At 32.0% G+C, this 16,988-nt stretch carries 14 protein-coding genes; 8 read left to right on the top strand and 6 right to left on the bottom strand.

The annotated features are described in order from the left end of the window. Positions 1–22: 22 nt before the first annotated feature. The 4 genes from ACQYZ7_RS11330 to ACQYZ7_RS11315 are packed head-to-tail and all read right to left on the bottom strand — an operon-like array spanning position 23 to position 3,841. Positions 23–1,219, bottom strand: a complete 1,197-nt coding sequence (locus ACQYZ7_RS11330; RefSeq protein ID WP_430729852.1) for an alanine dehydrogenase — start codon at positions 1,217–1,219, stop codon at positions 23–25. Between the two features lie 6 nt (positions 1,220–1,225). After that, entirely contained in the window at positions 1,226–1,639 is a 414-nt protein-coding gene (tsaE, locus tag ACQYZ7_RS11325; RefSeq protein WP_430729851.1) for a tRNA (adenosine(37)-N6)-threonylcarbamoyltransferase complex ATPase subunit type 1 TsaE, read from the bottom strand. 41 nt (positions 1,640–1,680) lie between these two features. After that, positions 1,681–2,262: a DUF1287 domain-containing protein gene (locus ACQYZ7_RS11320; RefSeq protein WP_430729850.1), complete on the bottom strand. Its 582-nt coding sequence runs from the start codon at positions 2,260–2,262 to the stop codon at positions 1,681–1,683. 31 nt (positions 2,263–2,293) lie between these two features. Next, positions 2,294–3,841 carry a response regulator gene (locus tag ACQYZ7_RS11315; protein ID WP_430729922.1) on the bottom strand — a complete coding sequence of 516 codons (1,548 nt, stop codon included), beginning with the start codon at positions 3,839–3,841 and terminating at the stop codon, positions 2,294–2,296. 152 nt (positions 3,842–3,993) lie between these two features. Here ACQYZ7_RS11315 and ACQYZ7_RS11310 point away from each other — a divergent pair, with 152 nt between their 5' ends. From ACQYZ7_RS11310 to fabG, 8 genes are all read left to right on the top strand, one after another. Then, positions 3,994–5,226 (top strand): HD domain-containing protein, encoded by a 1,233-nt coding sequence (locus tag ACQYZ7_RS11310; protein ID WP_430729849.1) that lies wholly within the window; start codon positions 3,994–3,996, stop codon positions 5,224–5,226. 65 nt (positions 5,227–5,291) lie between these two features. Continuing rightward, positions 5,292–6,332 carry a UDP-3-O-(3-hydroxymyristoyl)glucosamine N-acyltransferase gene (lpxD, locus tag ACQYZ7_RS11305; protein ID WP_430729921.1) on the top strand — a complete coding sequence of 347 codons (1,041 nt, stop codon included), beginning with the start codon at positions 5,292–5,294 and terminating at the stop codon, positions 6,330–6,332. Next, the gene (locus ACQYZ7_RS11300; RefSeq protein WP_430729848.1) at positions 6,325–7,716 is read left to right on the top strand and encodes a bifunctional UDP-3-O-[3-hydroxymyristoyl] N-acetylglucosamine deacetylase/3-hydroxyacyl-ACP dehydratase; all 1,392 of its coding nucleotides are present in this window, start codon (positions 6,325–6,327) and stop codon (positions 7,714–7,716) included. Before lpxD ends, ACQYZ7_RS11300 begins: the two co-directional genes overlap by 8 nt. 6 nt (positions 7,717–7,722) lie before the next feature. Further along, the gene (gene lpxA, locus ACQYZ7_RS11295; protein WP_430729847.1) at positions 7,723–8,508 is read left to right on the top strand and encodes an acyl-ACP--UDP-N-acetylglucosamine O-acyltransferase; all 786 of its coding nucleotides are present in this window, start codon (positions 7,723–7,725) and stop codon (positions 8,506–8,508) included. 46 nt (positions 8,509–8,554) lie between these two features. Next, positions 8,555–9,121, top strand: coding sequence for an elongation factor P (efp, locus tag ACQYZ7_RS11290; RefSeq protein WP_303508284.1), 567 nt, complete (start codon positions 8,555–8,557; stop codon positions 9,119–9,121). Between the two features lie 39 nt (positions 9,122–9,160). Beyond that, entirely contained in the window at positions 9,161–10,087 is a 927-nt protein-coding gene (locus ACQYZ7_RS11285; RefSeq protein ID WP_430729846.1) for a UDP-3-O-(3-hydroxymyristoyl)glucosamine N-acyltransferase, read from the top strand. Between the two features lie 65 nt (positions 10,088–10,152). Then, positions 10,153–11,025: a succinate--CoA ligase subunit alpha gene (gene sucD / locus ACQYZ7_RS11280; RefSeq protein WP_430729845.1), complete on the top strand. Its 873-nt coding sequence runs from the start codon at positions 10,153–10,155 to the stop codon at positions 11,023–11,025. A gap of 80 nt (positions 11,026–11,105) precedes the next feature. Further along, entirely contained in the window at positions 11,106–11,852 is a 747-nt protein-coding gene (gene fabG / locus ACQYZ7_RS11275) for a 3-oxoacyl-[acyl-carrier-protein] reductase (RefSeq protein ID WP_430729844.1), read from the top strand. 286 nt (positions 11,853–12,138) lie between these two features. On the opposite strand, the gene ACQYZ7_RS11270 is transcribed toward fabG, so the two are convergent. Together ACQYZ7_RS11270 and purL are read right to left on the bottom strand one after the other, a co-directional pair. Beyond that, positions 12,139–12,564, bottom strand: a complete 426-nt coding sequence (locus ACQYZ7_RS11270; protein ID WP_430729843.1) for a helix-turn-helix domain-containing protein — start codon at positions 12,562–12,564, stop codon at positions 12,139–12,141. Between the two features lie 658 nt (positions 12,565–13,222). Next, positions 13,223–16,891, bottom strand: coding sequence for a phosphoribosylformylglycinamidine synthase (gene purL, locus ACQYZ7_RS11265; RefSeq protein ID WP_430729842.1), 3,669 nt, complete (start codon positions 16,889–16,891; stop codon positions 13,223–13,225). Between the last annotated feature and the right edge of the window lie 97 nt (positions 16,892–16,988).

Below are 16,988 nucleotides of genomic sequence, written 5' to 3'. Positions count from 1 at the left end.
TGCAAAAGTAAGTAAAATCAAATTACAAAATCAATAAATTAATATCTCTGTAAGGAAGGTCAAACCAGTCTGCTACAGTTTTATTGGTTAAAATTCCGTGGTAGAAATACATTCCGTTACGTAAACTTTTATCAAACCGAGCTGCATTTTCAAAACCTCCTTCTTCTGCAATTTCTAATAAATAAGGTGTAAAGATATTACTAATAGATACAGATGCTGTTCTAGAATATCTAGAAGGAATATTAGGAACACAGTAATGAATTACCCCATGATTTGCAAAAGTAGGTTTGCTATGTGTAGTTACTTGTGAGGTTTCAAAACAACCACCTCTGTCAATACTTACATCAACAATAACAGCACCGTCTTTCATCTGTTCAATCATTTCTTCAGTAACAACTACAGGAGAACGATCTTTTCCTCTAAGAGCTCCAATGGCAACATCGCAACGCATTAAAGCTTTTTGTAATGTTTTAGGTTGAATAGTTGATGTATAAATAGGAGCATGTACACACGACTGTAAGTTACGAAGTTTTGTAATTGAATTATCAAATACTTTTACACGAGCACCTAAGCCTACCGCCGCTTTAGCAGCAAATTCTCCAACAGTTCCAGCACCTAAAATAACAACATCAGTAGGAGGGACGCCTCCAATGTTACCTAATAATAAACCGTTACCTCCGTTAGAAGCTGTCATAAGTTCGGCAGCAATATGCATAGAGGCAATTCCAGCAATTTCACTTAACGACTTTACAATAGGAAATACGCCATGTTCATCTTTAATATAATCAAAAGCAATTGCAGTTACTCGTTTTTTAGCGAGCGCTTCAAAATACTTTTTGTCTTGTGTTTTTAATTGTAAGGCAGAAATTAAAACCGTTTGAGGATTTAACATCTGAATTTCCTCTAAAGATGGTGGTTCTACTTTTAGTACAATATTACAAGAAAAAGCTTCTTTTACATCGTATGATATTTTTGCACCAGCGTCAGAATATTCTTTATCGCTATAATTAGCCCCTTCACCAGCACCAGTTTCAATCACAATTCTATGACCATGAGCTATAAGAGCCGCAACAGCATCAGGAGATAAACTAATTCGTTTTTCTTCAAAATGAGTTTCTTTTGGTAAACCTATAAATAATTCTCCTTTTCGCTTTTTAATTTCAAGCATTTCGGTTTGTGGCATTAACTGCTCTTTGGTAAAAGGTGAAATAGAACCCATCTAAATTTAGTTAGTTTTTAATTGAATGTTTCGTTGCCCATTTTTTAGCAAGCTAATTGATATTGAAACAGTATCTAAAGGTAGTAAATTTTTAACATTTTCAGGCCATTCAACTAAACACCAGTTATCGTTGTATAAATAATCTTCAATACCCATATCATATGCTTCTTCTTCGTTTTCAATACGATAAAAATCAAAATGATAGACTGTTTTGTTTGAGGTAGTTTTGTACTCATTAACCAATGAGAAGGTTGGAGAGTGGGCAATGTCTTCTATGCCCAAAACTTTGCATATTTCTTTAATTAAAGTTGTTTTACCAACTCCCATTTCTCCATAAAAAAGTAATATTTTATGCTGGGCAGTAGCAATAATCTCTTCAGCTATTGCTGTTAATTCGTTTAGAGAATAATTTCTGTTCATAAGTAGCAAAAATAGGAAAGAAGATTATTAATTACTATAGTTTATTTGTTCTTATATCTGTAATGACCAATAATTTTAAAATTGAATAGACAATCTTCTAAAACTTGACCTGCTCCAATGTTATGAACAATTAAATATCGTTTATTGTTGGCTGGTGATTTTTTAGAAGAAATTATACCTATATGAGTTAAACCTCCTCCTAAACTCCAGCAAACAATATCTCCAGGTAAATAATTATTGGGGTTTAAAGTGAATTTTTTAACTGTTCCTTTTCTTTTAAAAAAGGTCATTAAATTAGGTACTCTTCTATGATCTATGTTAGTATCAGTTCTTTTAAGTCCCCATATTTTAGGGTACAATGAAAAATTAGCTTCCATATCTTCATGAACCTCTTGCTGTAGGTCTATTCCTAATTTACGGTAAGAACGAATAATAACATCTGTACAAACCCCTTTGTCTTTTGGAATATCTCCTTTGGGATAAGGTATAGAAAAGTAACTTGGGTCATAAGTAACCTTATTTTTTGTTAGTTCCAAAGCAGCTATAGAAAGTTTATTTTTTTGAGCTCGTAAAGAGTAAAAACAAACAAAAAAAGCTAAAAATAGTATAAACTTGATTTTCATTTCTACACAATTTATTAAAATAAGTTAAAAACTACTTTGGATTATAAACAGCACAAGGAATAATTACTTCTTCTAGTGAAACACCACCATGTTGATACGTATTTTTATAATACTTAACAAAATGATTATAATTGTTTGGGTACGCAAAAAACAAATCTTCTTTAGTGAAAATAAAAGGACTATTAATAGCTACCGTTGGTAAAAATATATCTCTTGGATTTTTAACCGCATATACATCTTTATCTTCATAACTTAAACTTCTACCAGTTTTATAGCGTAAGTTTGAGCTGATGTTTTTATCACCAATAACTTTTGTAGGATGTTTACAGTTTATCGTACCATGATCGGTTGTAATTATAAGTTTTTGTCCTAATTTTTGTGCTTTTTGAATAATATCGTAGAGCGGAGAGTTTTTAAACCAACTTACTGTTAGAGAACGGTATGCTTTATCATCACCAGCAAGTTCTTTAATAACTTCCATTTCTGTTTTAGCATGTGAAAGCATATCAACAAAATTATAAACTACTGCGGTAAGATCATTTTGTCGTGTTCCGTTATAATTATCTGCTAAATCTTTTCCACTTTTTAAAGAAACTATTTTATAATATTCGTGTGTAATATTTAGTCCCAAGCGTTTTATTTGCTCATCTAAAAAATCAGCCTCAAATAAGTTTTTACCTCCTTCATCAGTATCATTTTTCCAATAATTTGGATGTCTTTTTTCCATTTCAGAAGGCATTAACCCAGAAAATATAGCATTACGTGCGTATTGAGTTGCTGTGGGTAAAATGCTGTAGTAAGAATATTCTTCTTCCTTTTTGAAATAATTATTAATGAAAGGCTCTAAAACTCTGTATTGATCGTAACGAAGATTGTCAATTATGACCCATAAAACACCTTGGTCTTTTGATAAGTTCGGGACCACATAATCTTTAAATAAAGTATGTGAAAAAGTAGGTTTATCGTCTCCTGTTAGCCAACGTTGGTAGTTTTTTTTAATGAACTTAAAAAATTGTGAGTTAGCTTCAGATTTTTGAGATTCTAAAATTTCTAACATTCCAGTATCATTAATGTCTTCCAACTCAAGTTCCCAATGAACTAATTTTTTATAAAGCTCCGCCCATTCTTCATAAGAATTAACCATAGCTAAATCCATAGAAATTTTTCTAAACTCTTGTTGGTAGCTAGATGTTGTTTTTTCTGAAACTAAACGAGAGTGGTCTAAATTCTTTTTTAAACTCAATAATATCTGATTAGGATTTACAGGCTTGATTAAGTAATCTGCAATTTTAGAGCCAATAGCTTCTTCCATCAAATATTCTTCCTCGCTTTTGGTAATCATTACTACAGGAAGATTTGTGTTCTTTTGTTTGATTTCAGAAAGCGTTTCTAAGCCGGTAATACCAGGCATGTTTTCGTCTAAAAAAACAATATCAAAATTATTTTCACTGACCAAATCAATGGCGTCAGTACCATTGGTGCATGTAGTAACTTTATAATCTTTTTTCTCTAAAAATAATATATGTGGTTTCAATAGGTCTATTTCATCATCTACCCATAGAATGTGTATGTTTCTCATCATAATTTTCAACTTGTTTTCTACTTAAATAACGACCGAAAGTAGTTTTGTTGTGTTTTTAAAAGCTAAAAATACGTTAATTAAACGCTGGTTAATTTGGTTTTGTAGATAAATTATGATTTTTTTGTTTAAAATTCAAGGATTTATACATTTTGAAGAAATCAAAAACCAACAAATTAAAGATAATTAATGACCCTATTTATGGGTTTATCTCTATACCAAACTCACTAATTTTTGATATTATCGAGCACCCATACTTTCAAAGGTTACGTAGAGTAACACAGATGGGGTTATCAAATTTAGTATATCCTGGAGCTAACCATACACGTTTTCATCACGCAATAGGTTGTATGCATTTAATGCAAAAAGCAGTACATGTGTTACAAATGAAAAATGTTGAAATTTCAGAAGAGGAAGCAAATGCTTTGTATATAGCTATTTTATTACACGATATAGGTCATGGAGCATATTCACATGCATTAGAACATAGTATTGTAAATGAAATTACTCATGAAGAAATTTCATTGAAATTTATGAAAGCATTGAATGATGAATTTGAAGGAAAGTTAAGTTTAGCTATTCAAGTATTTGAAGGGAAATACCCGCGTAAATTTTTATGCCAATTAATATCAAGTCAATTGGATATTGACCGATTAGACTATTTAAAAAGAGATAGTTTTTTTACTGGAGTAGCGGAAGGAAACATTTCATCAGATCGTTTAATAGCAATGATGAATGTAGTGGATAACGAATTAGTTATTGAACAAAAAGGAATTTATTCGGTAGAAAAATTTGTTATAGCACGACGCTTAATGTATTGGCAAGTGTATTTACATAAAACGGGGTTGGTTGCAGAAAACCTTTTGGTAAGTATATTAAAAAGAGCAAAGGAGCTAGCAACAAAAGGAGTAGAGCTTCCTTCTAGTAGAGCGCTTAATTACTTTTTATACAATCCAATAAACAAAGAAAATTTTTCAAATAAAACATTACAGATATTTTCCGAGTTAGATGATTACGATGTTTTATCAGCAATAAAAGAATGGAAAAATCATGAGGATTTCGTGTTATCTACATTAGCAACAAAAATTATAGACAGAAGCTTGTTAAAGATTGAAATTCAAGAAAAACCATTTACTGAGGAATATATTGAAAAGAGGCGTGGAAAGCTTAGAAAGCTTGTAGAGTTAAGCGAAAAAGAACTTGAGTATTTTGTTTTTTCAAATGAAATCAAACATCAAGCATATAATACAAAGAAGCCTATAAAAATTTACACAAAAAAAGGTAAGTTAAAAGATATTGCAAAAGCATCTGACCAGTTAAACCTTAAAGCATTAACAAAGCCTGTAGTGAAATATTACCTATGTTACCCAAAGAAAATAAAGTAGAGGAATACTTAGAAACAAACTCTAATCAAGAGGTATTTGAACAAAAATAATTACTTTTGCAGATAATGAAATTTACAGCAAAACAAATAGCCGATATTTTAGAAGGAGAGATTGAAGGAAATCCAGAAGCTGAAGTATCTACACTTTCTAAGATAGAAGAAGGTACAACAGGTTCATTAACCTTTTTATCTAATCCTAAGTATAACTCATATATATATACAACCCAAGCATCAGTAGCTATTGTAAATAAGAGTTTTGTTCTTGAAAAGGAAATAGAAACAACTTTGATAAAGGTTGAAGATGCATATAAATCATTTTCAAAACTCTTAGAGTTTTATAATGAGGTAAAGAACAATAAAGTAGGGAGAGAAAACCCTCACTTTATAGCTGATTCAGTAACCATAGGTGATAATGAGTATATTGGAGCTTATGCCTATATTGGAGAGAATGTGGTATTAGGTAACAATGTAAAAATATACCCTAATTCTTACATTGGAGATAATGTAACAATTGGAGATAATACAGTTGTTTTTGCAGGAGTAAAGATATATTCAGAAACTGTAATAGGAAAGAATTGTAAAATTCATTCAGGAACAGTAATAGGAGCAGATGGTTTTGGTTTCGCACCAAATGAAAATGGAGAATATAAAGCAATACCACAAATAGGAAACGTTATTATAGAAGATAATGTTGATGTAGGATCTAATTCAACTATTGATAGAGCTACTCTAGGATCAACAATAATCCGTAAAGGAGTAAAATTGGATAACCAAATTCAAATAGCTCATAATGTTGAAATAGGTAAAAATACAGTGATAGCTTCCCAAACAGGAATTGCAGGGTCTACCAAAATAGGAAAGAACTGTATGATTGGAGGTCAAGTAGGTATTGTAGGCCATATAACTATTGGAAACAATGTAAAAATCCAAGCTCAATCAGGAATAGGAAAAAGTTTAAAAGATGAAGAAGTTGTACAAGGGTCTCCAGCTTTTGGTTATTCAGACTATAGTAAGTCTTACGTACACTTTAAGAACTTACCAAAATTAGCATCTACACTACATAAAATAGAAAAAGAGTTGAAGGCTCAAAAAATAAAAAATGAGTAAGAAACAAAAAACAATACAAAAAGAAGTTACATTATCAGGCGTTGGACTACACACTGGTAATGAGGTAACAATGGTTTTTAAACCAGCACCAGAAAATCACGGATTTGCTTTTAAGCGAGTTGATTTAGAAGGAGAACCAATAATAGAAGCGAAAGCGGATTATGTAACAAATACGCAAAGAGGAACAAATCTTGAAAAAAACGGAGTTCAAATACAAACTTCTGAACACGTTTTAGCAGCAGCTGTTGGTTTAGATATTGATAACTTATTGATAGAAATTAACGCTTCTGAGCCTCCAATAATGGACGGGTCTTCTAAGTTTTTTATAGAAGCTTTAGAGAAGGCTGAAATTATTGAACAAGAAGCAGAAATAGAAGAGTATGTGGTAAAAGAAATTATCTCATATAAAGATGAAGTAACAGGAAGTGAAATTATTTTAATGCCATCAGAAGAGTACCAAGTAACTACCATGGTAGACTTTGGAACTAAAATTCTAGGAACTCAAAATGCTACATTAAATAAAATTTCTGATTTTAAAGAAGAAATATCAGCAGCAAGAACATTTAGTTTTTTACATGAAATTGAAATGTTATTGGAAAATGATTTAATTAAAGGAGGAGACTTAAACAACGCTATTGTTTATGTAGACAAGGAATTGTCTGAGAGTACAATGGAAAAGCTTAAAAAGGCCTTTAATAAAGATAACATTACTGTAAAACCTAACGGAGTATTAGATAATTTAACATTACACTGGGCTAATGAAGCTGCGCGTCATAAATTGTTAGACGTGGTTGGAGACTTAGCTTTAACAGGTACTCGTATCAAAGGGAAAGTAATTGCAAACAAGCCAGGACATTCAGTAAATACTGCATTTGCGAAGAAGTTAGCTAAAATTATAAAAAAGGAAAAAAGAAATAATGTTCCTTCTTATGATTTGAATCAACCACCATTAATGGACATCCATAAAATAATGGATATATTACCTCACAGACCGCCGTTTTTATTAATTGATAGGATTATTGAACTATCTGATAAACATGTGGTTGGAATGAAGAATGTTACTATGAACGAGAATTTTTTCGTAGGACATTTTCCTGGAGCACCAGTAATGCCCGGAGTTCTTCAAGTAGAGGCAATGGCACAGTGTGGAGGAGTTTTAGTATTAAACACAGTTCCAGATCCTGAAAACTACTTAACATATTTCATGAAGATGGATAATGTTAAATTTAAGCAAAAAGTATTACCAGGTGATACTTTAATTTTTAAAGCAGAATTAATTGCGCCAATCCGTAGAGGTATTTGTCATATGCAATCTTACGCTTATGCTAATGGAAAGTTAGTGTGTGAAGCAGAGTTAATGGCACAAATTTCAAAAGTAAAGTAAAATAATATGAATCAACCACTTGCGTACGTACACCCCCAAGCAAAAATAGCTCGTAATGTAGTTATAGAACCTTTTACAACGATTCATGCGAATGTAGAAATAGGCTCAGGAACATGGATAGGTTCTAATGTAACTATTATGGAAGGTGCGCGCATCGGTAAAAATTGTCGAATTTTTTCAGGAGCTGTTATTTCAGCAATTCCTCAAGATTTAAAGTATAATGATGAGGATACAATTGTAGAAATAGGAGATAATGTTACTATACGAGAATGTGTTACCATTAATAGAGGAACTTCAGACAGAATGAAAACTGTTATTGGAGATAATTGCTTAATAATGGCGTATTGTCACATTGCACACGATTGTAGAGTGGGAGATAATTGTATTTTTTCAAATAATTCAACTTTAGCAGGTCACGTAACTGTAGGAGATAATGTAGTACTTGCAGGTATGGTAGCTGTACATCAATTTGCCTCAGTTGGTAATCATGCTTTTGTAACTGGAGGATCGTTAGTTCGTAAAGATGTACCTCCTTTTGTAAAGGCAGCAAGAGAACCTTTATCATATGTGGGAATTAATTCAGTAGGATTAAGAAGAAGAGGTTTTACAACTGAAAAAATTAGAGAAGTTCAAGATATTTACCGTATTTTATTTCAAAAAAACTATAATAATTCCCAAGCAATAGATATTATTGAAGCTGAAATGGAAGCTACTTCAGAGAGAGATGAAATCATTCAGTTTATCAAAGATTCGCATCGTGGAATAATGAAAGGATATTTTAAAACAAATTAATTATTCAAATTGCACTTATAAGAGCAGCAACATAAAGATCAAATAAATGGCATCAACATCAGATATTAAAAAAGGATTATGTATAAAATATAATCACGATATATTTAAAATCATTGAGTTTTTACATGTAAAACCAGGTAAAGGACCAGCTTTCGTTCGTACAAAACTTAAAAGTGTAACTTCAGGTAAAGTGATAGACAATACTTTTTCAGCAGGTCATAAAATAGAAGATGTACGTGTAGAAACACATAAATTTCAGTATTTATATCCAGAAGGAGACACGTATCACTTCATGAATACAGAAGATTATAATCAAATAACACTTCAAAAATCAACATTAGATGCACCAGATTTAATGAAAGAAGGAGAAGTGGTTACTATCTTAATTAATACAGAAGATAATATGCCATTATCAGTAGAAATGCCATCACATGTTATTTTAGAAGTAACTCATACTGAGCCAGGTGTAAAAGGTAATACAGCAACAAATGCTACAAAACCAGCTACTGTGGAAACAGGAGCAAGAATCAATGTACCTTTATTTATAAATGAAGGAGACAAGATTAAAATAGATACAGAAAAAGGAGCTTATACAGAGCGTATCAAAGAATAAACTTAATATTCCCGCTTTAGCGGGAATTTCTTTTTAAAGATGAAATTTAAACAACCTCAAACATTAGGGCAAATAGCAGAGCTATTAAATATTGAATTTGTTGGAGAGAAAAGTTTTCCTATTACAGGGATTAATGAAATTCATGTTGTTGAAATAGGAGATATTGTTTTTGTTGATCATCCAAAATATTACGATAAAGCATTAAACTCAGCAGCGACTACAGTATTAATAAACAAAAAAGTAGATTGCCCAAAAGGGAAATCATTATTGATTTCTGATGACCCTTTTAGAGACTTCAATAAAATAACGAAATATTTTAACCCTTTTATAGCTTCAAAAAGTAGTATTGCTGAATCAGCAATTATAGGTCAAAACACAATTATACAACCTAACGTTTTTATAGGAGACAATGTAGTAATTGGAGAAGACTGTTTAATTCACCCAAACGTAACAATTTATAGTAATACAGTTATTGGAAATAATGTAACCATACATGCAAATACTGTTTTAGGTGCAGATGCATTTTATTATAAAAACAGACCGGAAGGTTTTGATAAATTACTATCAGGAGGAAGAGTTGTTCTTGAAGATAATGTAGATTTAGGAGCTTCATGTACCATTGATAAAGGTGTAACAGGAGATACCACCATAGGTAAAGGAACAAAAATTGATAACCAAGTTCATGTTGGACATGATACGGCTATTGGTGAAAAATGTTTAATAGCATCACAAACAGGAATTGCAGGCTGTGTTATTATTGAAGATGAAGTTACTATTTGGGGGCAAGTAGGAACAAATAGCGGAATTACTATTGGTAAAGGAGCGGTTATACTTGGCCAAACAGGAGTAACAAAATCGGTATCAGGAGGTAAATCATATTTCGGAACTCCAATTTCAGAGTCGAGAGAGAAGTTAAAAGAATTAGCTGAAATAAAACAATTTTTAAAAGAACAAAAAAAGAAATAAAAGTTTTACAAATCGATTACAAAAAGTTATTTTTGTGAAGCTTAAAATAAAATAAAAACAAACCAATGAGTGTTTTAGTAAATAAAGATTCAAAAATTATAGTTCAAGGTTTTACTGGTAGTGAAGGAACTTTCCACGCAGGCCAAATGATTGATTACGGTACCAACGTAGTAGGAGGAGTAACACCAGGTAAAGGAGGTCAGGAGCATTTAGGTAAACCAGTTTTTAACACAGTTGATGAAGCTGTAAAAAAGGCAGGAGCTGATACTTCAATTATTTTTGTGCCACCAGCATTTGCTGCTGACGCTATTATGGAAGCTGCTGAAGCTGGAATTAAAGTAATTATCTGTATTACTGAAGGAATTCCTACTGCAGACATGGTAAAAGTAAAAGCATATATTGATCAGTTAGATTGTACTTTAGTAGGTCCTAACTGTCCAGGTGTAATTACTCCAGAAGAGGCAAAAGTTGGAATTATGCCAGGATTTATCTTCAAGAAAGGTAAAGTAGGTATCGTTTCTAAATCAGGGACTTTAACATATGAAGCTGCTGATCAAGTTGTAAAACAAGGATACGGAATTACTACTGCTATTGGTATTGGTGGAGATCCAATTATTGGAACTACTACCAAAGAAGCTGTTGAGTTATTAATGAATGATGATGAAACTGAAGCAATCGTTATGATTGGTGAAATTGGAGGAAACTTAGAGGCAGAAGCTGCTCGTTGGATTAAAGCTGATGGTAACCGTAAACCAGTTGTTGGTTTTATTGCTGGACAAACTGCACCAGCAGGTAGAACAATGGGACATGCCGGGGCAATTGTAGGTGGAGCTGATGATACTGCACAAGCAAAAATGAAGATTTTAGCTGAAAATGGAGTACACGTTGTAGAGTCTCCTGCTAAAATTGGAGAAATGGTAGCTAAGGTTTTAGCATAATAAACATATACATATAAAAATAAATTCCCGTTTTTAACGGGAATTTATTTTTATATTTGACTTATTAAAACAACTAATAAATGAAACTTTTAGAAAATAAAACAGCAATTATTACTGGTGCGACTAGAGGAATTGGTAGAGGAATTGCGTTAGAGTTTGCAAATCAAGGATGTAATGTTGCATTTACTTTTAACTCTTCTGTTGAAGCAGCAACTGCATTAGAAAATGAGTTGAAAGCATTGGGAGTAAAAGCAAAAGGTTATCAATCAAATGCAGCTGAATTTGATGCAGCCCAAGAATTAGCAAAAAATGTTTTAGAAGAATTCGGAACAATTGACGTGTTGGTGAACAATGCAGGTATTACTAAAGACAATTTATTAATGCGTATTTCTGAAGATGATTTTGATAAAGTTATTGAAGTAAATTTAAAATCTGTTTTTAATTTAACAAAAGCAGTAATTCGTCCTATGATGAAACAACGAGCGGGCTCTATTATTAATATGAGTTCCGTTGTTGGATTAAAAGGAAATGCAGGTCAAGCAAATTATGCAGCATCAAAAGCAGGAATTTTAGGATTTTCAAAATCTGTTGCTTTAGAGCTAGGTTCTCGTAATATTCGTAGTAATGTTGTTGCTCCAGGATTTATTGAGACTGAGATGACAGCAAAATTAGATGAAAAAGTTGTTGAAGGATGGAGGAATGAAATTCCTTTAAAAAGAGGAGGTTCACCACAAGATATTGCAAACGCTTGTGTTTTTCTAGCATCAGATATGAGTTCATATATTACTGGACAAACTTTATCTGTTGATGGAGGAATGTTGACATAAAATCTTACATATTTTATAAACAAAAAAGCCTGTATTATTTTTTATAATACAGGCCTTTTTTTATTTAAGGGGTTTAGTTTGCTTGTAAGGGGGCAAGCACGAGGGGTTTGCCTTGGGGGACAAATTTCTAAACTCAACTCAAAGGGGAAATAAGTCTTAGGGGAGTTTAGTTATTAATGATTTATAAAATCCAAACGGTTTGTTAGGGGAAACAAATACCGAGGGGTTATTTTAATTTTATAGCACATTAAATTCTTAGGGGATTGTTAGGGAATCATTTATACTATTATCTTTTTTTGTAATCTTCAAAGGTTCCATCGTCATATAAAACCAAAATGTTTTTAATTTCTCTAAAAGCGGCAGATTCTTTTTGTTTTGAAGTGTTCTCTGAGAATTGCGTATTTGATTTTTTTCCGGATTCTTGGTCAAATACAGGATTTTCATTAAACAGAGAAGGAGCTTCACTTTTCTCTATTTTTATCTCTTTTTTGTGATTTTCTGTATTTTTTGGAAAATAGCCTTTACCATATACTAACCAATTAAGGTCAACTTCATCAAAAGCCGTTTCAACTTTTATAATAAAATCTAGACTCGGTTTATTTCTTCCTGATAATAGGTGAGAAATGCTAGACCTTGGTACATCAATTTTATCTGCAAAACTTGACGCCGATAAATTGTAATAATCTAATATTAGTTTTAGTCTTTCTATCATTTGTTTACTTATGTAAACATTAGGGGTTGTTTACGTTTGTAAATATATAGTGTTTTATAATTGTAAACAAGAAAAAACACATTTTTTTTCAACTTCACCAAAATAAACACCATAAAGTACTTTAAGTAATAGCACGTAACTTGCTTAAATACAGTTATTTATGTGTTAAGTATAGAAAAATATTATATAGTAAGTAGATTTGCGTAATTACAATTGTAATTGCTAAAATACAGGTCTTTAGGGTGTTTAGTAATGTAAATTAACCTAACAATAATCATTATAATACCTTTCTTGGCTTATTAATAGCTTGTTTTATGCTTTTAAAATAAATAATAATGCTTTATACCTATAAATAGTAGACTTCTTTTCATAGTTTTATTTAAATCCTTTAAAATCAGTGTAAAAATAGCATTCAGCTTATATAATCACTCTAAAACTATTTAGCTTATAAGCTTGATAATTAAAAAGAGCTAATTATACTTCTATATGTATAAAATAGTGTTGTAATAGTTATAATTCAAGAAGTTTATTACAATTGTAATTAAAAACAACTCATTAACAAATGTAAATTAACGAATCGTTTGTTCACTTTTGTAAAAAAAAGAAAGCACCCTGTTTACAGAGTGCTTTATATTATACGATAAAATAGTATTTATACTTACTTTTTATTCTCTATCCATTTTCTTGCGTTTACAAAAGCTTCTAACCAAGGAGAAACTTCATCTTGTCTGTCTTGTGGGTAATAAGCCCAATTCCATTGGAAAGTTGAACGTTCAATATGTGGCATTGTTACTAAATGACGACCAGTTTTGTCGCACATCATTGCTGTGTTATAATCTGATCCATTTGGATTATTAGGATATCCTTCATAACCATACTTCGCAACAATATTATAATTGTTTTCAGTTTCTGGTAAATTGAATTTTCCTTCTCCATGAGAAATCCAAACCCCTAATTCAGTTCCAGCTAAACTAGATAACATTATTGAATTATTTTCTTGAACTTTTACAGATGTAAACGAACTTTCATGCTTTTTTGATTCATTGTGAAGCAGCTTACCATGTTTATTATGCTCTGGTGTAATCAACTCTAATTCCATAAACAATTGACAACCGTTACAAATTCCTACAGAAAGTGTATCTTCTCTATTGAAGAAATTTTTTAAAGCAGCATTTGCTTTTTCATTATATAAAAATGCACCAGCCCATCCTTTAGCAGATCCTAATACATCAGAGTTTGAAAAACCTCCAACAGCACCTATAAACTGAATATCTTCTAAAGTTTCACGACCTGAAATTAAATCAGTCATGTGAACATCTTTAACATCAAATCCAGCTAAATACATAGCATTCGCCATTTCACGTTCAGAGTTCGAACCTTTTTCACGAATGATTGCAGATTTTGGTCTGTTAGTTACATTTCCAACGGTATCAGCTAATTTTCCTGTAAAGTGAGTTGGGAATGTATATTTTAATGGTTGATTTTTATAATTATCAAAACGATCTTTAGCTAAATCGTTTGCAGTTTGCTTTTGATCTAATAAATATGATGTTTTATACCATGTATCTCTTAATTCAGAAATAGATAAAGCAAAAACATCAGAACCATTTTTAATATTTAATCGATCAGATTCTGTTACAGAACCGATAGTAAAGAATTCAATATTGTTATCAGTTAAAATTTGCTCTACTGAATTATCAACTGCTTGGAATACAATTCCTGAGTTTTCAGCAAATAATAATTGAATACTATCTGCTTCATTTATGCTTGATAAATCTAAGTTTGCACCTATGTTTACATCAGCAAAACACAATTCTAATAAAGTAGTAATCAATCCTCCAGAGGCAACATCATGACCTGCAACGATTTTTCCTTCTTTAATTAAGTTTTGTACTACATTAAATGCAGATTTAAAGAACTCATTATTATTAATGGTAGGAGCGGAGTTTCCTATTTTGTTTACTACTTGAGCAAACGAACTTCCTCCTAATTTAAAATCATCTTGCGATAAGTTGATATAGTAGATACTTCCTTTGTTCGGTTGTAAAACTGGTTCTACAACTTTAGTAATATCATTACAGTTAGCCGCTGCAGAAATTACTACAGTTCCTGGAGAAATAACTTCTTCATTTGGGTATTTCTGTTTCATTGATAATGAATCTTTTCCTGTTGGAACATTGATTCCTAAATCAATAGAGAACTCAGAAATAGCTTTTACAGCTTTGTATAAACGAGCGTCTTCACCTTCATTTTTACAAGGCCACATCCAGTTTGCTGATAATGAAACTGATTGTAATCCATCTTTTAAAGGAGCCCAAACAATATTCGTTAAAGCTTCTGCAATTGAGTTTTTACTTCCGGCTTCTGGATCAATTAACCCAGAAATAGGAGAGTGGCCAATCGTAGTAGCAATACCTTCTTTTCCTTTATAGTCCAATGCCATTACACCTACATTGTTTAATGGAATTTGTAAAGAACCAACACATTGTTGTTTCGCTACTTTTCCACCAACACAACGGTCAACTTTATTGGTTAACCAATCTTTACAAGCAACTGCTTCTAATTGCAACACTTGTTCTAAATAATTGGTGAAGTTTTCTTTTGAATAATTTACGTCAGTGTAGTTTCTATCAACTGTTTTATCAGTCATGATTGTTTTTGGAGAACTACCAAACATATCTTCTAAAGCTAAGTCCATTGGTTTGTTACCACTGGTTTTAGATTCAAAAGTAAAACGATGATCTCCAGTAACATCACCAACCGTGTACATTGGTGAACGCTCACGTTCAGCTATTTTATTGAGGGTTTCGATATGCTTTTCAGCAATTACCAATCCCATACGTTCTTGTGATTCGTTACCGATAATTTCTTTATCTGATAGAGTAGGGTCACCTACTGGTAATTTATCTAAATCTATTTTTCCTCCAGTATCTTCAACTAATTCGGATAAACAGTTTAAGTGTCCACCAGCTCCGTGATCGTGAATAGAAACAATAAAGTTTTCATCACTTTCTACCATACCACGAACGGCATTGGCTGCACGTTTTTGCATTTCAGGGTTTGAACGCTGAATTGCATTTAATTCAATTCCACTTGAGAATTCTCCGGTATCAGCAGAAGAAACCGCAGCTCCTCCCATACCAATACGATAGTTTTCACCACCAAGAATTACTATTTTATCTCCTTTTTGTGGAGTATCTTTTAAAGCTTGCTCTTTTTTACCATATCCAATACCACCAGCTTGCATAATTACTTTATCGAAACCAAGTTTGCGAGCATCTTCTTCGTGTTCAAAAGTTAAAACTGAACCACAGATTAAAGGTTGCCCAAATTTATTGCCAAAATCAGAGGCTCCGTTAGAAGCTTTGATTAAGATATCCATTGGAGTTTGGTATAACCATTTACGCTCATTCATTCCTTTTTCCCAAGGACGATTCTCTTCTAAACGAGAGTATGAAGTCATGTATACAGCAGTTCCTGCTAAAGGTAATGAACCTTTTCCACCAGCTAATCTATCACGAATTTCACCTCCTGAACCAGTAGCAGCACCATTAAAAGGCTCTACAGTGGTAGGAAAATTGTGTGTTTCAGCTTTTAATGAAATTACAGATTCAAATTCTTTTGTTTGGTAGTAATCAGGTTTGTCAGCACTTTTCGGAGCGAATTGCTCTACTTTTGGACCTTTAACAAAAGCTACATTGTCTTTATAAGCAGAAACAATATCGTTTGGATTTTGCTTAGATGTTTCTTTAATTAATTTGAATAAAGAAGTAGGCATTTCCTCTCCATCTATAACAAAGGTTCCGTTGAAAATCTTATGACGACAATGTTCTGAATTTACCTGAGAGAATCCAAATACTTCAGAGTCTGTTAGTTTTCTACCAATTTTAGTAGCAACTTCTTCTAAATAGGTAATTTCTTCATCGTTTAAGGCTAAACCTTCTTGCTCGTTATAAGCTGCGATGTCATCAATTTCTAAAATAGGTTCTGGCTGAATATCAATGGTGAATGTTTCTTGATGCAACCCATTGAACTTTTGTGAAATCATGGGGTCAAAATCGGAAAAATCATTAGCTACCGCATCAAATTCTTCTATTCTAACGATATCAGAAATCCCCATATTTTGAGTGATTTCTACAGCGTTGGTACTCCATGGAGTAATCATTGCTGCTCTTGGGCCAACAAAAAAGGCGTCAAGAGACGCCGCATTTATTTTCGGTTGGTTGCCAAATAACCAAGTTAATTTAGAAATTGTTTCTGTAGATAATTCTTTTGTTGTTTGAACAGCAAATACTTTACTGCTTACGTTTCCAAAGAAATGAATCATTATTAGTTGTGTTTGTGTGTGTTTTTGAAAGGTGTAAATTTAGTTCTTTTGCATGAAATATAAGCATAAAAAAAGCAGCAAAATTTTTGCTGCTTTT

It is taken from the genome of Tenacibaculum sp. SDUM215027, assembly GCF_050566205.1.
GTDB lineage: Bacteria > Bacteroidota > Bacteroidia > Flavobacteriales > Flavobacteriaceae > Polaribacter.
This window is presented reverse-complemented; position numbering and strand designations above follow the sequence as displayed.

Excerpts from the sequence above, each read along its gene's own strand:
- ACQYZ7_RS11315 (WP_430729922.1), bottom strand. The coding sequence starts at position 3,841 with ATGAGAAACATACACATTCTATGGGTAGATGATGAAATAGACCTATTG.
- fabG (WP_430729844.1), top strand. The coding sequence starts at position 11,106 with ATGAAACTTTTAGAAAATAAAACAGCAATTATTACTGGTGCGACTAGA.
- ACQYZ7_RS11300 (WP_430729848.1), top strand. The coding sequence starts at position 6,325 with ATGAGTAAGAAACAAAAAACAATACAAAAAGAAGTTACATTATCAGGC.
- ACQYZ7_RS11285 (WP_430729846.1), top strand. The coding sequence starts at position 9,161 with ATGAAATTTAAACAACCTCAAACATTAGGGCAAATAGCAGAGCTATTA.
- ACQYZ7_RS11330 (WP_430729852.1), bottom strand. The coding sequence starts at position 1,219 with ATGGGTTCTATTTCACCTTTTACCAAAGAGCAGTTAATGCCACAAACC.
- efp (WP_303508284.1), top strand. The coding sequence starts at position 8,555 with ATGGCATCAACATCAGATATTAAAAAAGGATTATGTATAAAATATAAT.
- sucD (WP_430729845.1), top strand. The coding sequence starts at position 10,153 with ATGAGTGTTTTAGTAAATAAAGATTCAAAAATTATAGTTCAAGGTTTT.
- tsaE (WP_430729851.1), bottom strand. The coding sequence starts at position 1,639 with ATGAACAGAAATTATTCTCTAAACGAATTAACAGCAATAGCTGAAGAG.
- ACQYZ7_RS11320 (WP_430729850.1), bottom strand. The coding sequence starts at position 2,262 with ATGAAAATCAAGTTTATACTATTTTTAGCTTTTTTTGTTTGTTTTTAC.
- purL (WP_430729842.1), bottom strand. The coding sequence starts at position 16,891 with ATGATTCATTTCTTTGGAAACGTAAGCAGTAAAGTATTTGCTGTTCAA.
- ACQYZ7_RS11270 (WP_430729843.1), bottom strand. The coding sequence starts at position 12,564 with ATGATAGAAAGACTAAAACTAATATTAGATTATTACAATTTATCGGCG.
- lpxA (WP_430729847.1), top strand. The coding sequence starts at position 7,723 with ATGAATCAACCACTTGCGTACGTACACCCCCAAGCAAAAATAGCTCGT.
- lpxD (WP_430729921.1), top strand. The coding sequence starts at position 5,292 with ATGAAATTTACAGCAAAACAAATAGCCGATATTTTAGAAGGAGAGATT.